Consider the following 20,234-nt stretch of genomic DNA (forward strand, 5'->3'; position numbering starts at 1 on the left):
AATCAGTCATTGTATGTTAAAGGGTCGGCAATTGAATCGCTGTATCAATATTTTGTAAATTCAGCTTGACTTGTTCGTCAGTGTTCCAAGGATGGTACCAGCCTTTTTCCATCATATAGCTCGAGAGTTGTTCGTGCATATCAAGGGCTTCTTCCAAATGGCGGATAAGGACCTCTTTTACTTCAGGTGTTCCGGCTTCAGTGGCTGCCATCGCATAATTTCTGACTCCGTTTTTTGCTGAAATTAATAAGTCCATAGCGATGATTTGGTCTGTCAGAACATTCATGCCAGTCAGATATTCTATGATAGGATTCATGATTTATTCATCTCCTCATTCGTGCTTTGCATTAGATAAAATAGAGGCGAACTCCTGCAGCTGCCGTGTGGTGATGTCAACGTCTTGCTGCATGATTTCTTTAAGCTTCGGATCAGATACCAGTGCTTTCATTGTTTTAGATTTCGTCAAACAAAGTGTCTTAAAAGCAGTCATTTCCTGAACCTCAAGCACTTCATGTAAGGCGTATTCCATTTCTATAACCTCCGTTTTTTAAGGCTTTAACACAACTTTGATACAATCATCCATTTTTGAATCAAAAATGTCATAGCCATGCTTGGCTTCACTAAGCGGCAGGACATGGCTGACAACATCTCCCGGATCAATTTTGCCCGTTGATACGAGTTCAAACATGTACGGCATATAGTGAATCACAGGAGCCTGTCCAGAGCGTATATTGACGTTTCGCTGCATAATATCTCCTAACGGAAAACCGTTATATCTGCCTCCATACACACCTGTAATTTGTATGGTTCCTCCTTTGCGAACAGCTTGGGAGGCAATGACCAATGCACTCATCGTTCCGCCATGAAGCTTTAATCCGCTGGCAAGGAACTCGAGATCGCTCATTTTACCATCCATCCCAACAGCGTCAATGACTACATCCGCTCCGCCTTTCGTGATTTCCTTTAAATAACTTCCTGTATTCTCATGGTCTTCAAAGTTTACGATTTCTACTTTGTTTGTGCGTTTCGCATGCTGTAAGCGATAGTTTACATAGTCAACTGCTATGACGCGTTTTGCGCCCTTTAGCCAGCAAAATTTTTGCGCAAACAGGCCGACTGGCCCGCAGCCGAGAACGATAACTGTATCGCCTTTTTTTACGCCGGCATTATCCACACTCCAAAAGCCGGTGGTCATGGCATCGGCAATCACGCTTAATTTCTCATCGGGTTCCTCACAAGATTCAGGGATTTTAAAATGGGTAAAATTCGCAAACGGCACTCTTAAATATTCAGCTTGCCCGCCTGGATAACCGCCTGTTTGCCCTGAATAGCCGAAATAAGCGCCCATTTCCCCATTGTCATTAGACTGATCGCATTGGCTTTCCAGCTGGTTTTTACAAAAAAAGCATTCCCCGCATGCTATATTAAAGGGAATAATTACCCGATCTCCCTTTTTTAGTTTAGTCACACCAGAACCAACTTCTTCGACGATTCCCATCGGTTCATGGCCGATGACATAGTCTTCTTGCATATTAGGAATGAATCCATGGATTAAATGTAAATCTGATCCGCAAATGGCTGTACTGGTGACCTTTATAATCATGTCATCGGATTTTTCAATCTTTGGATCGGGGACATCTTTGACAACAACATTTTTAATGCCTTGATACGTTACTGCCTTCATGCTGTAAAACCTCCAGTGTTAGTGTTCATCAGGTGTCCGGTCAAACATCCCTTTACGATTTGTTTCATCAGGAAAGAGGTTCATATTGCCGACCATGATCGTGTTTTTTGCAGAGAGCTGGTCCAGCTTATACTGTTCGCTCAGCTCATATGGATGGAACCATTTTTTGCTGATCATCAGTTCCGTAATCTCTTGGTGCATCGCAATTCCTTGCATCAGCTGTTTCCGCAGCAAGGCTCTTACATCTGGTGAAGCGGTTTCTGTCAAAGCTACAGCAGTATTCCTTACGCCTTCCTTAGCTCGTATAAGAAAATCCATCGCGAATGTAGTGTCTGCAAGTTCAGGCACATTCAGCGAATTAATGGGGTCTAAATGATCATTATTCAAAGATGCGTACCTCCTTCAATTGATGATTGGCGTTGGGCGGCTTTGAGGGACAGGGGCCTGAAATGAGGCACGCTCATAAACCGCTTGTAATTCAGTGAGGGCTTGAATGGATTGCTGCACATCTTTTTGCATCAAGTCCTTCAGTTCTTGGTCAAACACAAGCCCTTGCATTAACTTTGATTTCGCTATACAAAGTGTTTTAAAGTTCACAATTTCATGTAAGTCTACAGCCTCGTGAGCTGCTAATGTTTGATGATCCATATTAATGTAACCTCCTTTTATCAACGTTACATTTCCCGAAATGAAGTTGAAGCATACAGAAAATACACTCGGTATCATTTTTTGTTTTAAGAATCGCTGTTTTTGCTCGTTCTTATGACTTGCACTAAGCTGCACTTAAATCTGAAATAAGGGTGAAGTATGGAAATTTATTTATGGAAACTTGACATAGTGCTGTCAGGTTTCTTTGGTATCATTAAATTGGATGACCAGTAAAAGTATGGTTTTATAGGAGGCACTCGATATGAAGCTGTTACAAATTAGACTTTTGGTGAATGATTTTAAGAAAAGCGTCGAGTTTTACAAAGATTCATTAGGACTTCCAATAAGTTGGTTAGAGAATGAAATGGAATATGCACTCTTTGATAATGGGGAAACGAAAATAGAGCTTTTATCTCGAGAAACGATGGCTGAAATCGTTGGAGAGGAAAAAATATCGTTGGAAGGAGAAGCTCAATCAAAATTTTTGCTTCAGTTTAAGGTAGAAGATGTTGATAAAACGTATGACGATTTACACGAAAAAGGAGTTAAATGTGTGAATAAACCGCATGATCGCAAGGAATGGAGTGCCCGAGTTGCTCACTTCAGAGATCCAGATCATAATCTGATTGAAATATATAAAATGTTATGATTTTTCGACTCGCAAAATCATAGAATAATGTTTGATAACGTACCTCATCATTTTTATACGCCCTGGTAAAAGAAAGCGAAGTCATAATAGGTTGCGGACACTGAACTTGCAGCATTTACGCTGATTTGTTTGGTGTCCGTTTTTGATTGGTGAAAAAGGTGGAGTATCTATGAATCGAGAAGAAGCGTGGATACAAGGCAGAAGTACACTGATTGAGTTAATTGGTGGAAACGAAGCCGCTTGATCCATGTCCTTTTTCCGGATTGTCAATCGTGATTACTGACTGGACAAATGATTAAGAGCCAAATGTAACACACCATCAATATCACGCCTGACTGCCATTTATTTTGTATCCTTAATTGTCGAAAACATAGGAATAATTCCACTTTTGAAAGATCTAGTTTATGGTACATTGATAAATATATGGGAGGGGAGGAGGCATGGTATCTGAAAGTAAATCCTTAACTGGATGTAAGAAAGTCAAACGTACGGCATTTATAAGGGGAGGGTATTAGGTGAATAAGCTAAAGAGGCTAAGTATGCTAACGGTGATGATTGCATCTGTGTTCATTTTTTCTAGCCATGCACTTGCGGCTCAGTATTATACGGTTTCAACAAGCAGCGGTGCTCCTGTCAATATGCGCAGCGGCCCAGGTACAAGTTGGGGAATTGTAACGACCATTCCGAGCGGAACCCGCATCCCGATCTATTGCTACAAAACCGGTACAACTGTAACTGGAAAGTATGGAACGAGTAATATTTGGAATTACACAGAGCGGACGCTTGCCAGCGGGGAGATCGTTCCTGGATTTGTCTCTGATACATATATGTATACAGGCTCAGACGGTCCGGTTGTTCCTAAATGCAGCTGGTAGCCTATGTTCTATCGTTTTTTAAAATGAAGGAATTGAAGAAAGAGGGATGACATTGACTAAACTGAAAATGCTGAGTATGTTAACCGTTATGATTGCATCATTATTCATTTTTTCCAGTCAGGCACTTGCCGTTCAGTACTTTACTGTCTCAACAAGCAGCGGTGCGCCTGTCAATATGCGCAGCGGTCCTGGTACAAATTATCCTATTATGCTTTCCATTCCGAGCGGCTCCCGTGTTCCTTATTATTGTTACGCTTATGGAACGACTGTTACAGGGAAGTATGGAACGAGTAATATCTGGGACCAAATCCAGTGGAAAGATTCACGGGGTGTCGTGAATATTGGATATGTGTCTGACACATATGTGTACACAGGTTCAGACGGCCCTGTCGGTTACAAATGCAATTAGATATATACTGATCTCCCTCTTAAGGGTCTATCAGAGAAAAACCATACCAACAACAATAGTAGGTATGGTTTTTGCTATGCTTGCGTCTTCTATTCCTGCATTTGTGATGATTTTCAAAAGAGATTCATGATGTTAGACACTGGTGGTTGTTGAGGACAAAATAACGAGCCGCTTTAAAGTTGTATCTATTGGTATAAAATACGGAATTAAGATAGGAAATAATCAATAGGAGAACGTAATGTACAAACCTATTTTTCGATGAAATTCCTAATATCACTTTGGTTAGACATCTCACATTGCGTTCTCGTTAGTGAAAAGTTCTTTTTACGCTTCGTGAAATCTTCTCTAATTCCATAGTTAGTTTTACCTGTCCTATTATGAAAATTTTAATCAATCCTTAACACGTATGTTTCTTTTCTTTTTCTAACATGTCGTGTAACCTCTCAGAAAATTCTTTATGATGCATTGTGTACCCCGTATGATTTCCGGGGAATTCAACCAATTCTGTTTTCAATTGTTCCGCTAGGGCGTTCGCGCAACGATAAGGAAAAAGCTCCCGAGAAGCACTTCCGCCAGCTGGGAGTACCTTCATCGGTGAAGATGTAAACACAGTTTTTAATGCTTCGAAATCTAATGTATAATTGAGAATTCCTTGAATTTCATACTCAGTGAAATACGTTGAATTGCCGAGAAGCCGCTTTGTCAGCACAGCCTTTGATTGTTCGTCTGTCTCTAATCTTGACATTAACTTAATGACTTCACTTCGATGATTTTTCTTAAGGTCTTCCATGAATTGCTCGGCTTGTTTCAGCTCATTTCCATGCAGAAGCTGCAATAAGATTGGTTCGTGTGGGATCATGACATGTACTTGTTCGGGATGGCGTATGCACAGATCAAGCCCGATAACAGCCCCGGAGCTGCTTCCAAATACGTATGCCGGTTTATTGGTGATTTTGGCTAGAAGACGGTGAGCATCGTCACTGTGTGTTTCCACACGGTAATCTTCAATCTGATTGGTGAGATTGCTGCGGGAATGGCCGCGGCGATCATAAGTAACAACCGTGTACCAGTTAGCCAGATGATTGGCAACATGATGGAACTTATCGGCATCACCGCCTCCGCCGTGGACCAAAAGAATGATTGGACCTGAGCCACGCACCTAATAGTGGATGTTCGCGCCGGGTACTTGCAACGTTCCATTGTTTATTGTCATTTGTAGGACCTTCCTTTCTTCTCATCTCCCTTAACTTTACACAATTGGCCAATGGTATCATATGCAGGAAATAACTAAGAAACAAACTCGCCATATAAAAAGCACTGATGATTTTTCATCAGTGCTTCCGTTTTGTTTATTTAGAGTAGACAATTTTTTTTATTGTTTCATCAGAGAGGTGATATTCATCAGATAATTGATGAATGGTTTTGCCATTTTTAAATGCTTTTTTAATAGAAGCGTTTCTGTCATCGATCAGCTTTCTTGTTCCTGAACACGCACCCCATTTTTGATGAGAGGATTCAGGTTTAGGGATATATATTGTTTTTCCTTGAACATACTTTTGAATTTCCGATATCAGCTTTTCAGGTAAAATAGCGGTTACTTTTACATATGCCATTTCTGCCAGCTCCTTATTTTTTATGTTAAATAAGGTGCAAAGCCACTATATCAGAAAAGCTTACTTGGGCGATCTTTTAGAAAGTCTACCCCATGCAAAGTATCGCCTTCCCAATAGTAGGCTTTGCATGGGACGTTGCGGAATCTGGCATTCTCAGCTTGCTTGCCATTTACATCACCTCCCTAACGATTTTCGATGATCACTTCCATTATAAAATAGAGTAAAGCCTTATGGCATCTTGTTAATGAAAGTTGAAGCAGTATGAAAATCAAGGGACCTTCCCAGTGAGAGGGGCTAAGGCTGATTGGCAATGAAAAGAGTAAGATTCAAGCTATATTACTTTAGATTCAAAATATTGACAAATTGATGTATTTTCAACAATAGGGCAGTCTCTTCATGTATACTGAGTCTGTATTTACAATATTTAGAAAGGGGAAGTGCAATGAAAATCAGTATGCAAAAAGCAGCGATCTCATTACTTGTTTTCACCATGTTTTTTACCCTGATGATGAGCGAAACGGTTTTTGCGGCGGGACTGAATAAAGATCAAAAGCGCCGGGCGGAACAGCTGACAAGTATCTTTGAAAACGGCACAACGGAGATCCAATATGGATATGTAGAGCGATTGGATGACGGGCGAGGCTATACATGCGGACGGGCAGGCTTTACAACGGCTACCGGGGATGCATTGGAAGTAGTGGAAGTATACACAAAGGCAGTTCCGAATAACAAACTGAAAAAGTATCTGCCTGAATTGCGCCGTCTGGCCAAGGAAGAAAGCGATGATACAAGCAATCTCAAGGGATTCGCTTCTGCCTGGAAGTCGCTTGCAAATGATAAGGAATTTCGCGCCGCCCAAGACAAAGTAAATGACCATTTGTATTATCAGCCTGCCATGAAACGATCGGATAATGCCGGACTAAAAACAGCATTGGCTAGAGCTGTGATGTACGATACGGTTATTCAGCATGGCGATGGTGATGACCCTGACTCTTTTTATGCCTTGATTAAACGTACGAACAAAAAAGCGGGCGGATCACCTAAAGACGGAATAGACGAGAAGAAGTGGTTAAATAAATTCTTGGACGTACGCTATGACGATCTGATGAATCCGGCCAATCATGACACCCGTGACGAGTGGAGAGAATCAGTTGCCCGTGTGGACGTGCTTCGCTCTATCGCCAAGGAGAACAACTATAATCTAAACGGACCGATTCATGTTCGTTCAAACGAGTACGGTAATTTCGTAATCAAATAAGCATTAAATGAATAAAACGGCAGCGTTTTTGTCGATGTTTAGCCAGCATTTTCAGCACGATGTGGAAAAGACAAGAGACAAACAAGCTCTTGTCTTTCCTATATATGATAGTTCAGCATAACTATTTAAGTAATGGGTGTATCACCAGGCGTATGCCTCAGGTGTCTCTCCTCCAGGTCCGGGAAAGATATCATTTAACATGCGGAGAACCTCCTTATCCAGACTGATTTCAACGGCTTTTATCGTATCACGCAGCTGCTCAACCGTTCGTGGTCCGATGATCGGCGCAGTTAAAACTGGATTTGCCAGCACCCATGCCAAAGCCACATTTGCTTCTTTTTCTCCTAGTTCTTTGCATAAATCTGAAAATTTCTCGAGTTGCAAACGATGTTTTTCAATTAAATCTGCTCTTTTTGCTGTACGAATTCCGGCATTGCTTTTCAATGCCTTCCCGCCAAGAAGCCCTCCTGCAAGGGGACTCCACGCCACTACTCCTAAACCAAGATCCCGTGCAGCCGGCAGCACTTCCATCTCAGCTGTTCGTTCTAATAAACTATACTTGTGCTGTTCAGTGACGAGTCCCATGAATCGCCGTTTTTCAGCTTCAGCTTGCGCTTTAACTAAATGCCAGCCTGCAAAATTACTGGATCCAATATAGTCTACTTTGCCGGAGCGAACCTGAGTCTCAAAAGCTTCCCATATCTCATCCCACGGTGTCCGCCTATCAATATGATGCATTTGGTACAATTCGATATGATCTGTCTGAAGCCGCTTCAGTGATCCTTCCAGATGACGTCTGATTTTGTATAGAGACAAGCCCCTCATATCATTTGGTCCGTCTTTCGGATCAGAAATAGGTTCATATACTTTTGTCGCCAGAACAACTTTCTCGCGGCGCTGTCCTCCTTGTGCAAACCATTTTCCAATGATGCTCTCTGTCAATCCTGCGTTTTTGCCCCAGCCGTAAATATTGGCAGTATCAAAAAATTGAATGCCGTTATCAAGCGCTTCATCCATGATACGGAACGCAGTTTTTTCGTCTGTATCAACTCCAAAATTCATCGTGCCTAAACATAAACGGCTCACCCGCAATCCTGTTCTCCCTAAATAGGTATACTCCACAACAAATTTCTCCTTTATCATTATTTTTTGCAACAGCTGCAATACAATTGATTCAACAATTGTTTCGCTCTTTGTTACGATTAAAAAGACGAAGCAAATGTAAAGCAGACGCAAAATTATAGGAGGTTTTTTCAAATGAATATAGAGGATCTATGGGATCAATTTCATCAGCCGTTAAAAACATATATTTCACATAGGGTTAACGATCAATCTATCGTTGATGACCTCTTGCAAATCGTATTTATGAAAATACAAGTGCATCTCCCAAATCTGATCGATGAACAAAAGATCGACAGCTGGATTTATCGGATCACTAGAAATACGATTATTGATTTTTACCGTACAAAAAAAACAAGCGAAATATTGCCTGATGTTCTACATTTTAATGACAGTGCAGAGGAAGAAAATTTCACCAAGGAAGCAGCTGTGTGTATTCGATCGACCATCAAACGGTTGCCTGAAAAGTATCGAGAGGCGCTCGAGTTAACTGAATTCCAGGGGTTATCACAAAAAGAGTTGAGTGAAAAGCTCGGCATTTCTTACTCCGGAGCAAAATCAAGGGTACAACGCGGACGTGGAAAATTAAAACAGCTGCTTGAGGGGTGCTGTCATATTGAAGCTGATCGATATGGAAATATCGTAGACTTTCGTATTTTAAAGGAATAACTGATGAACATAGTCAGTTATTCCTTTAAAATAGGCCATCCTGAAGAGCATTTTCCCTTTGATGTTTGCAAGAGATATATGTATAATATAAATCGTAATGTTTTCGATTTAATAAAAAGGAGTGTTGGAATGAACATTTTATTTTCAAAGCGGCTAGGCATATTAACGATTGGTTCATTACTAGTTTTGGCAGGATGTCAGACTTCCGGTTCTTCTGCAGGTGAGTCTAATAAAACAACATCATCCTCAGCAGTTGAAGAAGACTCTTCCAAAACGCAAGAGCAAACATCTGACAGTCATACACACGAACATTCTCACGATCATAGTCATGCGCATGATAAAGAAACAGAAAAAATATATGAAGGCTATTTTAAAAACAGCCAAGTAAAGGATCGCTTACTTTCTGATTGGGAAGGAGATTGGCAATCTGTATATCCATACCTGCAAGATGGTACTCTTGACGAAGTGTTTTCATATAAATCAGAACACGAAGGCGGCAAGACAGCTGAAGAATATAAAGAGTATTATAAAAAGGGCTATCAAACAGATGTTGACCGTATTGTAATCCAGAAAGATACTGTAACGTTCTTCAAAAATGGACAAGAATATTCTGGTAAGTATACGTATGACGGATACGAAATTCTAACCTATGATGCGGGCAATAGAGGGGTAAGATACATATTCAAACTAGCTAAAAAAGCAGAAGGGCTGCCTCAGTATATTCAGTTTAGTGATCATAGTATTTACCCGACTAAAGCTAGTCATTACCATCTCTATTGGGGGGACGACCGTGAAGCTTTACTTGATGAAGTCAAAAACTGGCCTACCTACTACCCGTCAAAAATGGATGGACACGATATTGCCCATGAGATGATGGCTCATTAAATGATGATTACTCTATGAAAGTTTTTCTGCCATAGCCATTTTTTTCTGTGGAGAATTGATAGAATGGGGAAAAAACTGATTGAGACCACTCAGGATCCGCCACATTATTGTGACGTGGCATACCTTGAGTCATCTCACAGGAAGAGTAGAAGAAACCTATTTCAAAATAAAAAATCATTGGATGTATGGCAGTGGATTACGCTTGAAATCTATTGGCTTATATGAAGCAAAGAAGAGACCCAAAGACCGCAAAGCTTCTTCAAGAAAGCTTTGCGGTTTTTTATATGTCTAAGCCTCGATTCATCTCACCATAAAAAGGTATTTCAACTTTCTCTTTTGATCGACAATAGTCCATAAAGGGAAGAATATTTCCCTCACAAAGAAGTCGTGGCAGTAATCTCCATAGGTGTGTTTGCATGGCCCACTTTAATGGTTTTGTTTAAATCTAATAAAAAACAGACGCCATAAAGATTTCTTATGGCGTCTGATGGATATGAGGTAAGGTGTGTTCTTAATAGCCACCAAAGAAAGATGTCCCAACGATGATTAATAGGATGAATAGAACTACAATTAATGGAAATGACCTCATAACATCACCTTCCTTAAAAGAGGATAGTACATGATATGCAGATCGAGCTTATTCGATAGTGATGCTAATTTAATTGATGTAAAAATATTTTTAAGGCTGGACTGCTAACTGATCTTTATTAGTTATTGGATCATACTTATGATTTTGGAATGAATCCGTTTCAAAGTGATGTGTTGTTCTCGGCCAATCGCTGGTTAATCTTCCTGGTGCAATCAAGCTATATGAAGACCCCTCTTTTATGAAAGTACACCCAAAACTTCTCTCTCTTGCAGACCCTTAATCATTTGACTTGCATATCGAGCGTAAGCATGCCTCATCTAAAAATAAAGTGCACCATCTGCTATTTGTTTTAACATTTTTAAGACAGTGATGCACACCTTTTGCGTTGAGCAAATGGAACAGGCTCAGAAGGGGCGAGCTGCTCCTTACTTCACCCAGATAAAAGACGGGGATAGACGGCATGCACCGAAGCTAACTGAAAGTTAAATTGAAATGAAAAAAGGGGCATGTTAAGCCCCCTTTAAGACTATCGAGAGCTTCTCAATAGCCTAACGCATTGTATGTTTAACATGTTTTAATTTTTCACAACGGATAAACTGACACTGTTGCCTGAGACTGTTACTTTAGCGAAGTCTTGTGTATCAATTACAGGTGTTATTGCTTTGTTGTCGATGGTGATGTTTGTAAAAGATGTTGAAAAATTTGATTTGATAGATTGGCGTGAACCTGTTGTAGCAACTGTAGCAAGCGCTTTCCATTTGGAGATGGAGCCGACATTTGTTTTGCTGATTTCTGAAATGAGACGGCCGTTGTATCCGGCATTGTTCGTGCCCCAGTATGTAGCGCGGGTATTGCCGTTAAGGTTTTTGTAGATGGTAAGTTGTACGGTGCTGCCGGGACGGAAGCCTTTCGTATTCGTGAATTGGCTTCCTCCTTCGAGGTACTGAACCTGATCCTGTCCTTTTGAACCAACTTTCATATATGGTTTCCATACATTATATTTATCACTGTACTGAAGCCCAATATCGGATTCTGTGCCTCCGCTAAAACCAGAGTAGATGTAGGCTGTCCCATTTGAAACCTGAGTGGAGCTAGGAAGCTGGATTTTCGTAACAAGAATGGCACCATTACTGTTCAAGTAAGCCCTCCCGCCGATTCCATCAGTTAGCTGTGATGCAGCTTCTGCGGTTTTTGGACTAATAATACCCGGCACATCTACTGCACATGTGCCAAAAAGCACGGTTGCCGTAAGCGCACCCGCAAGCAGACCTTTTTTCATCATCATTATTTCCCCCTATCATTATAATTAGAAAACGCTATCATCTTGTATTATAAAACATTATGAAAATAATTCCATAATAAACATGCACATAGATACAGAATTTACACATTATGACTTTGTGCATCTGGCAAACGGTCGATTCGCAATCGTGAAAAATCTCCTGTGAAGTGTAAATGTTACGATAACTTTTCAATCGAGACTTGTGTTTTATTGAAATAGAAAAGCTATAGAGATGGGGTAGAAATAAGAGGGGAAAGAGCGAAAACACTGTAATCAGATATGTGTGTATAACTCAATTGTTTGTTAGAAAAAAAGTGGGCTTTTTAAGCCCGCTTCTTAGTTCATGTTTCTCTTCAGGAGATTGTCTTTTTCATTTACATTCAATGTCTAACATGACTCCTTTGAGTTTCATCTAATATTTCAAACAATCTTTTGTACTTTGATATGATTTCTTGGTCCACAATTTTGTGGCCAGAATCGAAAAAGGTGATTGAGCCCGATCCTTTACCAAGCTGGTTACGATCTGCAAGAACTTTTTTCAACTGTTTTGCAGTACCGACACTGCCTGAAATCATATCAACTTTTATCCCAAACAGTTTTTCAAAACTGTTTTTGAAAAACGGAAAATGAGTGCATCCTAACACAATCGTTCCATATTGTTTCAGATCAAAAGAAGATAGTTCGTTCTTTAGATATTTAATGATTTTGTCTTCACTAAAATCAAAGTTCTCAGCAAATTCAACTAGTCCTGGAAGAGCTAAGCAATCAACAAGGTCATGGTGATCAATTTCTTTAACTAGATTATGAAATTTCTCTTCTTTAAGCGTCAAATTAGTAGCAACTACCAGAACTCTTTTTCTTTCCTCTGTACATTTATTTATAGCAGGCTTTACAGCGGGTTCGATTCCGATTATCGGAAAGTCGAAGTTTCTCCGAAGATCTTCTATCGCAATGCTAGTAGCTGTATTACACGCAATAACAAGAGCTTTGATATTTTGACTGGCTAGAAATTCAGCTGCATTGAAAATATATTCTTTAACTCTACCCTTTGATTTTTCACCGTATGGAACGTTTAACGTATCTGCATAAAAAATGTAATCTTCATAAGGAAGAACTTTTATGGCCTCATACAATACAGTCATGCCACCAATTCCTGAATCAAAAAATCCTATTTTCATCACTTCTCACGCTTTCTGTCTCATTCTTTTTTTATCATATGACTTTATATCATCTGAATCAAACGAAAAACAACCATTTTACTATTCGAATTTAATATGGGAGTTATCGATTTTTCGAATAGATAGCAAAATTTGAGAAGGGGAGATAAGATCGAAATGTTGGTGATGTATTGTGGTTGTGGTGAAATCATTAAGATCGCATCGTATCAATGGGATGATTGGTAACCCGATTCAATTAGCTTTGAAAATGTAGGAGTATTTAGATTTCCAGAGTCAGGGGATGAAATTACGAAAAAAAAGCAAACTGCCTGTCGAAGTTTGCTTTTTGCTCTATCAATGAGGTGCGCCTATATTTTTATATCTTCTTGGCAAAGCTGATTTAAAAGCTGCTTAACCGAAATTTCCTCAGTCAATGACCGTATCCCTTGACCTGCCCATAAAGACATCTGATCATGGTTATTTTGAAGTGAAGCCTGCTGTCTCATTGCCTTCGTTAGTGTATTTTGATAAGGGTACGGAAGGGTTTGTGTCTCAAACTGTTCTTTTTCTTCCATCCATTTATTTACGATTCCTCTGGCCTCTTTACCTGAAAATAATGTCGTAAGCTTTGTATCTGCTTCGTTTGCTTCTAGTATTTTCTGTTTATGTACTGGATGTGCGTTACTCTCGTGACAAATTAAAAAGGCAGAACCGATTTGAACGCCTTGGGCTCCAAGGGTTAAAGCTGCTTTTACTCCTCTATGGTCTATCATTCCCCCAGCAGCTATGACAGGTACGCTCAGTGCATCTGCTGCTTGTGGAATCAGAGCCATTAAACCTACGGCAGATTCACCTTTGGAAGGTAAGAATGCTCCGCGATGTCCACCGGCTTCACTTCCTTGAAGGACTACTATATCCATTCCCCGTTCTTCCATTAACAATGCTTCTTCTACTGTTGAAGCGGTTCCTATTAAACAGCATCCAGCGGTTTTTAGCTCCTTTACTGCGTCTTCAGGCGGCAGATCAAAAGTGAATGAGCAAGCCTTAACCTTATATTTTAAAATTAGATCAATTTTTTGATAGAAGTCATCCCACTCTTCTTGTACAGATGTGAATTGATTTACTTGATTAGCTAACGGTATGTTTTCTTTCCACTTTTTAATCTGATCTTCTGGTGGCATCTCTAGACCTAGCGGAACAAACACATTAATTTGAAAAGGAGCGTCTGTCAGCTCAAACATTTCTTTTATCTGTTGTTCTAGCAGGTCTGGCGTAAGATACCCCGATGCTAAGCTGCCAAGAGCACCTTGATTCGAAACTGCAGATGCAAGTCGGGGCGTTGTAATACCGCCAGCCATTGGAGCTTGAATAATCGGTTTTGTTAAGGAAAACTTCTTCATAAATTCATTCATACCGAATCCCCCCGTTAAGACATGATTTTTGAAAAAAGTGTCATTTTAAAATTTGCTCAAAAACTCGTATTCGCTTAAATATATCGTTTTCCTTCTTTTTGTCAATCTCTCATACCAGTTAACATGTCGATAAAGCAGGGGGGATTAAAGTGTGTCAAAGATAGTGTCGTCCCATGGCGGCTCTACAAAAAACTGAATATTCATGTAGTCCTTCATAGTTGATATCTGATTTTGAGATGTCTTGCATCTTAATTTTGAATGATATATAGAAGGACTTCATGTAAAATAAAGCTTAGAAGAATACATCACATTCAAGAGTAAAAAAATCTATAAGACGTACAGATCAATATTCGGTTTTACAGTTAGATATTAAGGCTGAAACGGAGGAACATGCGATGCGAAGTGAGCAGGAAATGATGGACATTTTCTTGGACTTTGCTTTGAACGATGAGAGAATCCGATTGGTCACTTTGGAAGGGTCACGTACAAACAGAAATATCCCTCCTGACAACTTCCAAGATTATGACATCTCGTATTTTGTAACTGATGTAGAATCTTTTAAAGAAAATGATCAGTGGCTCGAAATCTTTGGGAAGCGCATTATGATGCAAAAACCAGAAGATATGGAGCTTTTTCCTCCCGAATTAGGTAATTGGTTTTCATACATCATTCTTTTTGAGGATGGCAACAAATTAGATCTAACCCTTATTCCAATTCGTGAAGCAGAAGATTATTTTGCTAATAACGATGGTTTGGTTAAGGTCTTGCTCGATAAGGATTCGTTCATCAACTATAAAGTGACCCCAAATGATCGCCAATACTGGATGAAAAAGCCGACTGCAAGGGAATTTGATGATTGCTGTAATGAGTTCTGGATGGTTTCGACTTACGTAGTAAAAGGACTAGCAAGAAATGAAATCCTTTTTGCCATTGACCATTTAAATGAAATTGTACGTCCTAATTTATTGAGAATGATGGCCTGGCATATCGCATCTCAGAAAGGGTATTCATTTAGTATGGGGAAGAACTATAAATTTATGAAGCGGTACCTTTCAAATAAAGAATGGGAGGAACTCATGTCTACATATTCTGTGAATGGGTATCAGGAAATGTGGAAGTCTTTATTTACTTGCTATGCATTATTTAGAAAGTATTCAAAAGCTGTATCAGAAAGTCTTGCATATCAGTATCCTGATTACGATGAAGGCATCACTAAGTATACGGAAGGTATTTATTGCTCAGTAAAGTGATAAGAATATAGGATTGTCTTCATATGATATTTGATTCTCGCTGACAATGGAGACCAAGGAGTCACCATGTTTGTAAAAAGATGCGTAAATCGTTATGTTTAAGAATGTCTACGCATTTTACTATAATTATTCTTGTCCAAAATTTTTTGTTCTTTTTAACGAAACGAGGCATTATAATTAACCTATAGGCACATTGAAAAAACAAAAAGGAGGATTTTTGTGTTTCAAACCTTAGACCATTTTTTGAAATCTTGGGAGTTCGAAGCAGATGCTACACAGAAACTATTAAATAATCTGACTGATGAATCACTTAAACAAGAAATAACTTCACAAAATTGGACTCTAGGCCGTATTGCTTGGCATACTGTTGCTGCCATTCGCATCATTACCTCAAACACAGACTTAACGTTCCATGCCCCAGCTGAAGATTATCCTGTTCCAACTTCGGCTCAGTTTATAGCTGACAGCTATCATCAAGCCAGTAATGCATTTGTACAGGCATTAAAAACCCAATGGACTGACCATACACTTCAAGAACGTATCAACTTTATCGGACAACAATTGCCTAACGGTTCACTTTTGATGTTTTTAATTCAACATCAAAACCACCATCGGGGACAAATGACTGTTCTTATGAGACAAGCAGGTTTAACTGTTCCAGGTATTTATGGTCCAGCAAAAGAAGAATGGGCAAAATTTGGTTTGGAAGCCCCGAAAATGTAATCAACCTTTTTATAAAAAGTTACGCTATGACAACATATAAGAAGATGTTTTGATCAATCTTTTTTCAAAACATGTTCTTTTTTTGTTCGTTTACCAATGATAAGAACATATTCGAATCATTTTTATTCCAAACCACTTCAAATGACAACGTTCTTCCGCTTTATTGTTGGCCTATTCCCAACGATGTAAGTATAATTTTTAATGCTGTCAAATCTTCTAGATACACATATCTATAGATTCCTCTCTAACAAAACCCCGCTTTTTCTGCCATCACTCGAGGTGGGTAAGGCATTTCATTTTTCAACCACCATTCGACTACTCCTACGTATGCATTTGCAACAAATTCAGCAGCGATCTATGGTTCAGAAATTCCAATCAAACATTCAGGTATTGCTCAATTTCGACTAGAAGCAGCTGCGCCAAAAGGAAGCCTATTGGAAGAGTCTAGCTAAGTTGCAACAAATGGATACAAGAGGGGAACGTTTTCTCAAAAGGGAAGGTAGTGTATTACTGTAATTCATACAATGAGTAAAGCCTCCCAGGTATAATCTTTACTTCGTTCGACAAATTCTGCAAATTGTAGACAACTTCCTGATTATTTGGATAATTAACTGGATAGGAGGGGAAAAGTTGTCATATTTCATTATACTTATCATCGTTCTATTAATCGGAGCATTGGTAATAGCAGCAGTCGGTATCGCCTCTTCAAAAGTAGAGGTAATCTCGCCGAAAACTACAATAGAATCTAAAGAGGAAGAACAGAAAAGTTTTTATACGCTGAAATAAAGCAGAGAAAGAGCATCTCCTGCGGGGGTGTTTTTTATAGAGGAGTTGGAAAAACTGAATCAGACTAATTTACTTTTAAGATTCACCCTTGAAATTGCTGCACTAATCTCCTTAGGCGTGTTTGCTTGGATAAGCTTTAATGGTTATTTTAAATATGTTTTAACTTTGGTTTTACCTATTGCAGTTATGATTGTCTGGTCTGTATTTGCAGTACCTCATGATCCTAGTCGAAGCGGACAAACTGTAATAGCTGTAAACGGGGTAACAAGGTTAGTTATTGAATTATTGATCTTTGCAATGGCTGTTGCAGCGCTTTATTTTAGTCATTTAAAACCAGTTGGTATTGTCTTTTTATGTCTAATAATACTCCACTACATCTTTTCAGCTGAGCGTATCAAATGGCTTCTAAATCAATAGTTTTTCATTTCGGCACTCGTTATTAGAGTGTTTTTTATTATTCTCTGTAGAGCCAGTGATTCTGAGATTAGATTTGAAGGTTAACGGCTTGGGCACAGTTGCAGTATAGAACGCATTTTCCAATAAAGAAGGCGCTCATTTGAAATTCATCATTAAACAATTGTGCAAAAGTAAAATTTGTATTTAGAATGTAGTAATAAATAGAAATTCTACATAGGAGGGTATCTTGTGGAAGAAAAGAAAAAAGCTTTAATCATTGTGGATGTACAAAAAGCCTTTGATGATAAAAAATGGGGGGAACGGAATAACGTAAAGGCGGAAGAAAACATTAGTAAAATACTAAAATTATGGAGAGAAAAAGGATGGACAGTCATATACATACAACACACTTCTGATAAACCTCATTCTTTATTCCATCCAAAGAATGAAGGGTTTGCGATAAAGGAAATAGTTAAGCCTATGGATGAAGAAGTCATTATAACCAAGACAGTAAATAGCAGCTTTATTGGTACGAATTTAGAAGAATTCTTAAAATTAAATGAAATAACCACTGTAGTCATAACTGGTTTAACCACGCCTCACTGTGTATCAACCACCACAAGAATGAGTGGTAATTTAGGGTTTGATACATACCTGATTTCAGATGCAACAGCAGCCTTCGGAATGAGAGACCAAAATGATACATATTATGATGCGGCGACTATTCATAATATATCTCTAGCTACATTGCATGATGAATTTGCCACAATATTGACAACTGATCAATTAATAAATGATTTTATAAAAACTCACTGATGAAAAACATTTTGGCACAGTAAAACGGCAGGCGCCTTTCCAATAGGAAGGGCGCTTTAATTCGATTTCCTGCTTTACTGCTCAGAGGAGATGTATCAATGTTTCTTTATCGACAAGCAAGGGCAGATGAATGAAGCAAAGTGGCAAAGCTCTTTTATGGATTTACTCGTAAAACGCGAAAAAAAAGATCATTCATTTATTTTTGAAATGCATAAAGTACTGACAAGAGCATATTTTAAAAAGCATTTCTTTTTTGTTGACATTCAGAATGGTGAAATGGTTGTTGCCGCTCTATTAAAACATCGTGATAAACCCGACATTAACTTGATCGATTATATAGCAGCAGGGGGGATAACATTAATCAAAATGGGGGGATTTTCAGTATTGAACATGTTGGCGGTGACTAATGAGACTGAAAAATCTTCCAAATCCTTATAAGAGCCGGCATGGTATTTAGAAGTATTAGGAGTTTCGCCATTTTATCAGGGAAAGAGTTTGGGCAGCAAAATGATTAATGACTGACTCATACCTTTTATTTCAAAATGCGGGGCGGCATCTTGGCCCTTATCACGAATGCTGATCTCAATAGATCATTTTACAAATCGTATTGATTTTATATTTAAAGATTATCTTAACCTTTCATAAAGATGGAGGTCGAATGAATGTCTTCAAAAGAAAAAAATAGTGTAACCATTTTGACGGAAAGTCAATTGTCTTCGAGAGCATTTAAAGATGAAGCGTATGAATTTTATAAAGAATTGCGAAAATCACAGCCTCTCTACCCATTATCTTTAGGAGCTCTGGGGAAAGGCTGGCTCATATCGAGATATGAAGATGCAATACATTTATTAAAGAATGAAAAATTAAAGAAAAACTATGAAAATGTATTTACCGCAAAAGAAAAACGTCCTGCTCTATTGAAGAATGAAGAGTCTTTAACAAAGCATATGCTTAATTCAGATCCCCCTGATCACAACCGCTTGCGAACTCTTGTTCAAAAAGCATTTACGCATCGGATGATTTTCCAGTTGGAAGACAAAATCCAGCATATCGCAGATTCTTTATTGGATAAAGTGCAGCCCAACAAATTCATGAACCTAGTAGACGATTATGCGTTTCCATTGCCGATTATCGTGATAAGTGAAATGCTTGGCATTCCCTTGGAAGATCGTCAAAAATTCAGAGTGTGGTCACAAGCAATTATTGATTTTTCAGATGCCCCTGAAAGACTTCAGGAGAATGACCACTTGTTAGGAGAATTTGTTGAATATTTGGAATCCTTAGTTCGCAAAAAAAGGAGCGAACCTTCAGGAGATTTAATCAGTGCATTAATTCAAGCGGAAAGTGAAGGCACACAATTAAGTACAGAAGAATTGTACTCGATGATTATGCTGCTTATCGTTATAGGTCATGAAACAACCGTAAACTTAATCACCAATATGACCTATGCTCTGATGTGTCACGGTGATCAATTAGAAAAGCTCCGCCAGCAGCCAGACTTGATGAATTCAGCCATAGAAGAAGCATTGTGGTTTCACAGCCCTGTTGAGTTAACGACGATTCGCTGGACGGCTGAACCGTTTATGCTGCATGGACAGGAGATTAAACGGAAAGATGTGATCATCATTTCTTTAGCATCAGCAAACCGTGATGAGAAGATATTTCCAAATGCCGACATATTTGATATTGAAAGAAAGAACAACCGCCATATTGCTTTTGGCCATGGCAATCATTTTTGCCTTGGTGCACAGCTAGCCCGCTTAGAAGCAAAGATTGCGATTTCCACCTTATTACGCCGCTGTCCAAATATACAGTTAAAAGGCGAAAAGGAACAAATAAAATGGAAAGGGAATTTTCTGATGAGAGCACTCGAAGAACTGCCGCTTAGTTTTTAATTTTTGGGGGGATATGTGATTTTCAAACATATCTCGTTTTACTCCTCAATTAGATTAAACGATAGTAAAAGCTGTAACATAAAAATTTGATATGATAGCTTTTCAAAAACAAAGTTTAG

At 39.0% G+C, this 20,234-nt stretch carries 27 protein-coding genes and 1 pseudogene; 15 read left to right on the forward strand and 13 right to left on the reverse strand.

The window, feature by feature from the left end:
* Positions 1-16: 16 nt before the first annotated feature.
* From PUN35_RS01170 to PUN35_RS01190, 5 genes are read right to left on the reverse strand one after another with little or no spacing between them, the layout of a single operon-like run.
* Positions 17-316 (reverse strand): spore coat protein, encoded by a 300-nt coding sequence (locus PUN35_RS01170; RefSeq protein ID WP_014480385.1) that lies wholly within the window; start codon positions 314-316, stop codon positions 17-19.
* A gap of 15 nt (positions 317-331) precedes the next feature.
* On the reverse strand, positions 332-529 hold the full coding sequence (locus tag PUN35_RS01175) for a hypothetical protein (RefSeq protein ID WP_014480384.1): 198 nt from the start codon (positions 527-529) through the stop codon (positions 332-334).
* An 18-nt stretch (positions 530-547) separates the two neighbouring features.
* The gene (locus PUN35_RS01180) at positions 548-1,684 is read right to left on the reverse strand and encodes a zinc-dependent alcohol dehydrogenase (RefSeq protein WP_014480383.1); all 1,137 of its coding nucleotides are present in this window, start codon (positions 1,682-1,684) and stop codon (positions 548-550) included.
* An 18-nt stretch (positions 1,685-1,702) separates the two neighbouring features.
* The gene (locus tag PUN35_RS01185) at positions 1,703-2,071 is read right to left on the reverse strand and encodes a spore coat protein (protein ID WP_009967868.1); all 369 of its coding nucleotides are present in this window, start codon (positions 2,069-2,071) and stop codon (positions 1,703-1,705) included.
* A 15-nt stretch (positions 2,072-2,086) separates the two neighbouring features.
* Positions 2,087-2,332 carry a hypothetical protein gene (locus PUN35_RS01190; RefSeq protein WP_014480382.1) on the reverse strand — a complete coding sequence of 82 codons (246 nt, stop codon included), beginning with the start codon at positions 2,330-2,332 and terminating at the stop codon, positions 2,087-2,089.
* Between the two features lie 262 nt (positions 2,333-2,594).
* Between PUN35_RS01190 and PUN35_RS01195 the strand changes: the two genes are divergently transcribed.
* From PUN35_RS01195 to PUN35_RS01210, 4 genes are all read left to right on the forward strand, one after another.
* The gene (locus PUN35_RS01195) at positions 2,595-2,981 is read left to right on the forward strand and encodes a VOC family protein (RefSeq protein ID WP_014480381.1); all 387 of its coding nucleotides are present in this window, start codon (positions 2,595-2,597) and stop codon (positions 2,979-2,981) included.
* 142 nt (positions 2,982-3,123) lie between these two features.
* Positions 3,124-3,225 (forward strand): hypothetical protein, encoded by a 102-nt coding sequence (locus tag PUN35_RS01200; protein ID WP_121517030.1) that lies wholly within the window; start codon positions 3,124-3,126, stop codon positions 3,223-3,225.
* Positions 3,226-3,496: 271 nt separating this feature from the next.
* Positions 3,497-3,856 (forward strand): SH3 domain-containing protein, encoded by a 360-nt coding sequence (locus PUN35_RS01205; RefSeq protein WP_004399021.1) that lies wholly within the window; start codon positions 3,497-3,499, stop codon positions 3,854-3,856.
* A 52-nt stretch (positions 3,857-3,908) separates the two neighbouring features.
* Complete coding sequence (locus PUN35_RS01210) at positions 3,909-4,265, forward strand: SH3 domain-containing protein (protein WP_004398671.1); 357 nt, start codon at positions 3,909-3,911, stop codon at positions 4,263-4,265.
* 397 nt (positions 4,266-4,662) lie between these two features.
* On the opposite strand, the gene PUN35_RS01215 is transcribed toward PUN35_RS01210, so the two are convergent.
* Both PUN35_RS01215 and PUN35_RS01220 read right to left on the reverse strand, forming a co-directional pair.
* Positions 4,663-5,424 (reverse strand): alpha/beta hydrolase, encoded by a 762-nt coding sequence (locus PUN35_RS01215; protein WP_228224805.1) that lies wholly within the window; start codon positions 5,422-5,424, stop codon positions 4,663-4,665.
* 190 nt (positions 5,425-5,614) lie between these two features.
* The gene (locus tag PUN35_RS01220) at positions 5,615-5,878 is read right to left on the reverse strand and encodes a CD3324 family protein (RefSeq protein WP_014480379.1); all 264 of its coding nucleotides are present in this window, start codon (positions 5,876-5,878) and stop codon (positions 5,615-5,617) included.
* A 442-nt stretch (positions 5,879-6,320) separates the two neighbouring features.
* Here PUN35_RS01220 and csn point away from each other — a divergent pair, with 442 nt between their 5' ends.
* On the forward strand, positions 6,321-7,136 hold the full coding sequence (gene csn / locus PUN35_RS01225) for a chitosanase (RefSeq protein WP_014480377.1): 816 nt from the start codon (positions 6,321-6,323) through the stop codon (positions 7,134-7,136).
* A gap of 141 nt (positions 7,137-7,277) precedes the next feature.
* Here the strand turns inward: csn and PUN35_RS01230 are convergent, their stop codons facing one another.
* Entirely contained in the window at positions 7,278-8,258 is a 981-nt protein-coding gene (locus tag PUN35_RS01230) for an aldo/keto reductase (RefSeq protein WP_014480375.1), read from the reverse strand.
* 135 nt (positions 8,259-8,393) lie between these two features.
* Between PUN35_RS01230 and sigZ the strand changes: the two genes are divergently transcribed.
* The 3 genes from sigZ (at position 8,394) to PUN35_RS01245 (ending at position 10,034) form a co-directional block, all read left to right on the forward strand.
* Positions 8,394-8,924 (forward strand): RNA polymerase sigma factor SigZ, encoded by a 531-nt coding sequence (gene sigZ / locus PUN35_RS01235; RefSeq protein WP_014480374.1) that lies wholly within the window; start codon positions 8,394-8,396, stop codon positions 8,922-8,924.
* 129 nt (positions 8,925-9,053) lie between these two features.
* Positions 9,054-9,809, forward strand: a complete 756-nt coding sequence (locus PUN35_RS01240) for a metal-binding protein ZinT (RefSeq protein WP_014480373.1) — start codon at positions 9,054-9,056, stop codon at positions 9,807-9,809.
* Positions 9,810-9,872: 63 nt separating this feature from the next.
* The gene (locus tag PUN35_RS01245) at positions 9,873-10,034 is read left to right on the forward strand and encodes a hypothetical protein (protein WP_033881351.1); all 162 of its coding nucleotides are present in this window, start codon (positions 9,873-9,875) and stop codon (positions 10,032-10,034) included.
* Between the two features lie 286 nt (positions 10,035-10,320).
* Here PUN35_RS01245 and PUN35_RS01250 read toward each other — a convergent pair whose 3' ends face one another.
* The 4 genes from PUN35_RS01250 to PUN35_RS01265 all read right to left on the reverse strand — a co-directional run bounded on the left by PUN35_RS01250 (position 10,321) and on the right by PUN35_RS01265 (position 14,249).
* A complete protein-coding gene (locus PUN35_RS01250) occupies positions 10,321-10,398 on the reverse strand; it encodes a YjcZ family sporulation protein (RefSeq protein WP_072175780.1) in 78 nt (25 codons plus the stop codon).
* Between the two features lie 574 nt (positions 10,399-10,972).
* On the reverse strand, positions 10,973-11,680 hold the full coding sequence (locus PUN35_RS01255; RefSeq protein ID WP_032726255.1) for a YrpD family protein: 708 nt from the start codon (positions 11,678-11,680) through the stop codon (positions 10,973-10,975).
* Between the two features lie 380 nt (positions 11,681-12,060).
* Positions 12,061-12,858 carry a glutamate racemase gene (murI, locus tag PUN35_RS01260; protein ID WP_014480371.1) on the reverse strand — a complete coding sequence of 266 codons (798 nt, stop codon included), beginning with the start codon at positions 12,856-12,858 and terminating at the stop codon, positions 12,061-12,063.
* A 347-nt stretch (positions 12,859-13,205) separates the two neighbouring features.
* On the reverse strand, positions 13,206-14,249 hold the full coding sequence (locus tag PUN35_RS01265) for a nitronate monooxygenase (RefSeq protein WP_014480370.1): 1,044 nt from the start codon (positions 14,247-14,249) through the stop codon (positions 13,206-13,208).
* Between the two features lie 395 nt (positions 14,250-14,644).
* On the opposite strand from PUN35_RS01265, the gene aadK reads away from it, so the two are divergent.
* Together aadK and PUN35_RS01275 are read left to right on the forward strand one after the other, a co-directional pair.
* Complete coding sequence (gene aadK / locus PUN35_RS01270) at positions 14,645-15,499, forward strand: aminoglycoside 6-adenylyltransferase AadK (RefSeq protein WP_014480369.1); 855 nt, start codon at positions 14,645-14,647, stop codon at positions 15,497-15,499.
* A 219-nt stretch (positions 15,500-15,718) separates the two neighbouring features.
* Positions 15,719-16,222 (forward strand): DinB family protein, encoded by a 504-nt coding sequence (locus tag PUN35_RS01275; protein WP_014480368.1) that lies wholly within the window; start codon positions 15,719-15,721, stop codon positions 16,220-16,222.
* Between the two features lie 230 nt (positions 16,223-16,452).
* On the opposite strand, the pseudogene PUN35_RS01280 reads toward PUN35_RS01275, so the two are convergent.
* Positions 16,453-16,577: pseudogene (locus tag PUN35_RS01280) on the reverse strand (TetR-like C-terminal domain-containing protein); the annotation flags it as partial.
* Between the two features lie 275 nt (positions 16,578-16,852).
* On the opposite strand from PUN35_RS01280, the gene PUN35_RS01285 reads away from it, so the two are divergent.
* From PUN35_RS01285 to PUN35_RS01305, 5 genes are all read left to right on the forward strand, one after another.
* Positions 16,853-17,008, forward strand: a complete 156-nt coding sequence (locus PUN35_RS01285; protein ID WP_014480367.1) for a hypothetical protein — start codon at positions 16,853-16,855, stop codon at positions 17,006-17,008.
* A 45-nt stretch (positions 17,009-17,053) separates the two neighbouring features.
* Positions 17,054-17,425: a YrdB family protein gene (locus PUN35_RS01290; protein WP_072592606.1), complete on the forward strand. Its 372-nt coding sequence runs from the start codon at positions 17,054-17,056 to the stop codon at positions 17,423-17,425.
* 228 nt (positions 17,426-17,653) lie between these two features.
* A complete protein-coding gene (locus PUN35_RS01295; protein ID WP_014480365.1) occupies positions 17,654-18,220 on the forward strand; it encodes a cysteine hydrolase family protein in 567 nt (188 codons plus the stop codon).
* Positions 18,221-18,346: 126 nt separating this feature from the next.
* Positions 18,347-18,658 (forward strand): hypothetical protein, encoded by a 312-nt coding sequence (locus tag PUN35_RS01300; protein WP_224588647.1) that lies wholly within the window; start codon positions 18,347-18,349, stop codon positions 18,656-18,658.
* Positions 18,659-18,882: 224 nt separating this feature from the next.
* Positions 18,883-20,115, forward strand: a complete 1,233-nt coding sequence (locus PUN35_RS01305; protein WP_014480363.1) for a cytochrome P450 family protein — start codon at positions 18,883-18,885, stop codon at positions 20,113-20,115.
* Positions 20,116-20,234 lie beyond the last annotated feature (119 nt).

The sequence above is a fragment of the Bacillus sp. N3378-2at genome, assembly GCF_033412715.1.
GTDB classification, from domain to species: Bacteria; Bacillota; Bacilli; order Bacillales; family Bacillaceae; genus Bacillus; species Bacillus subtilis.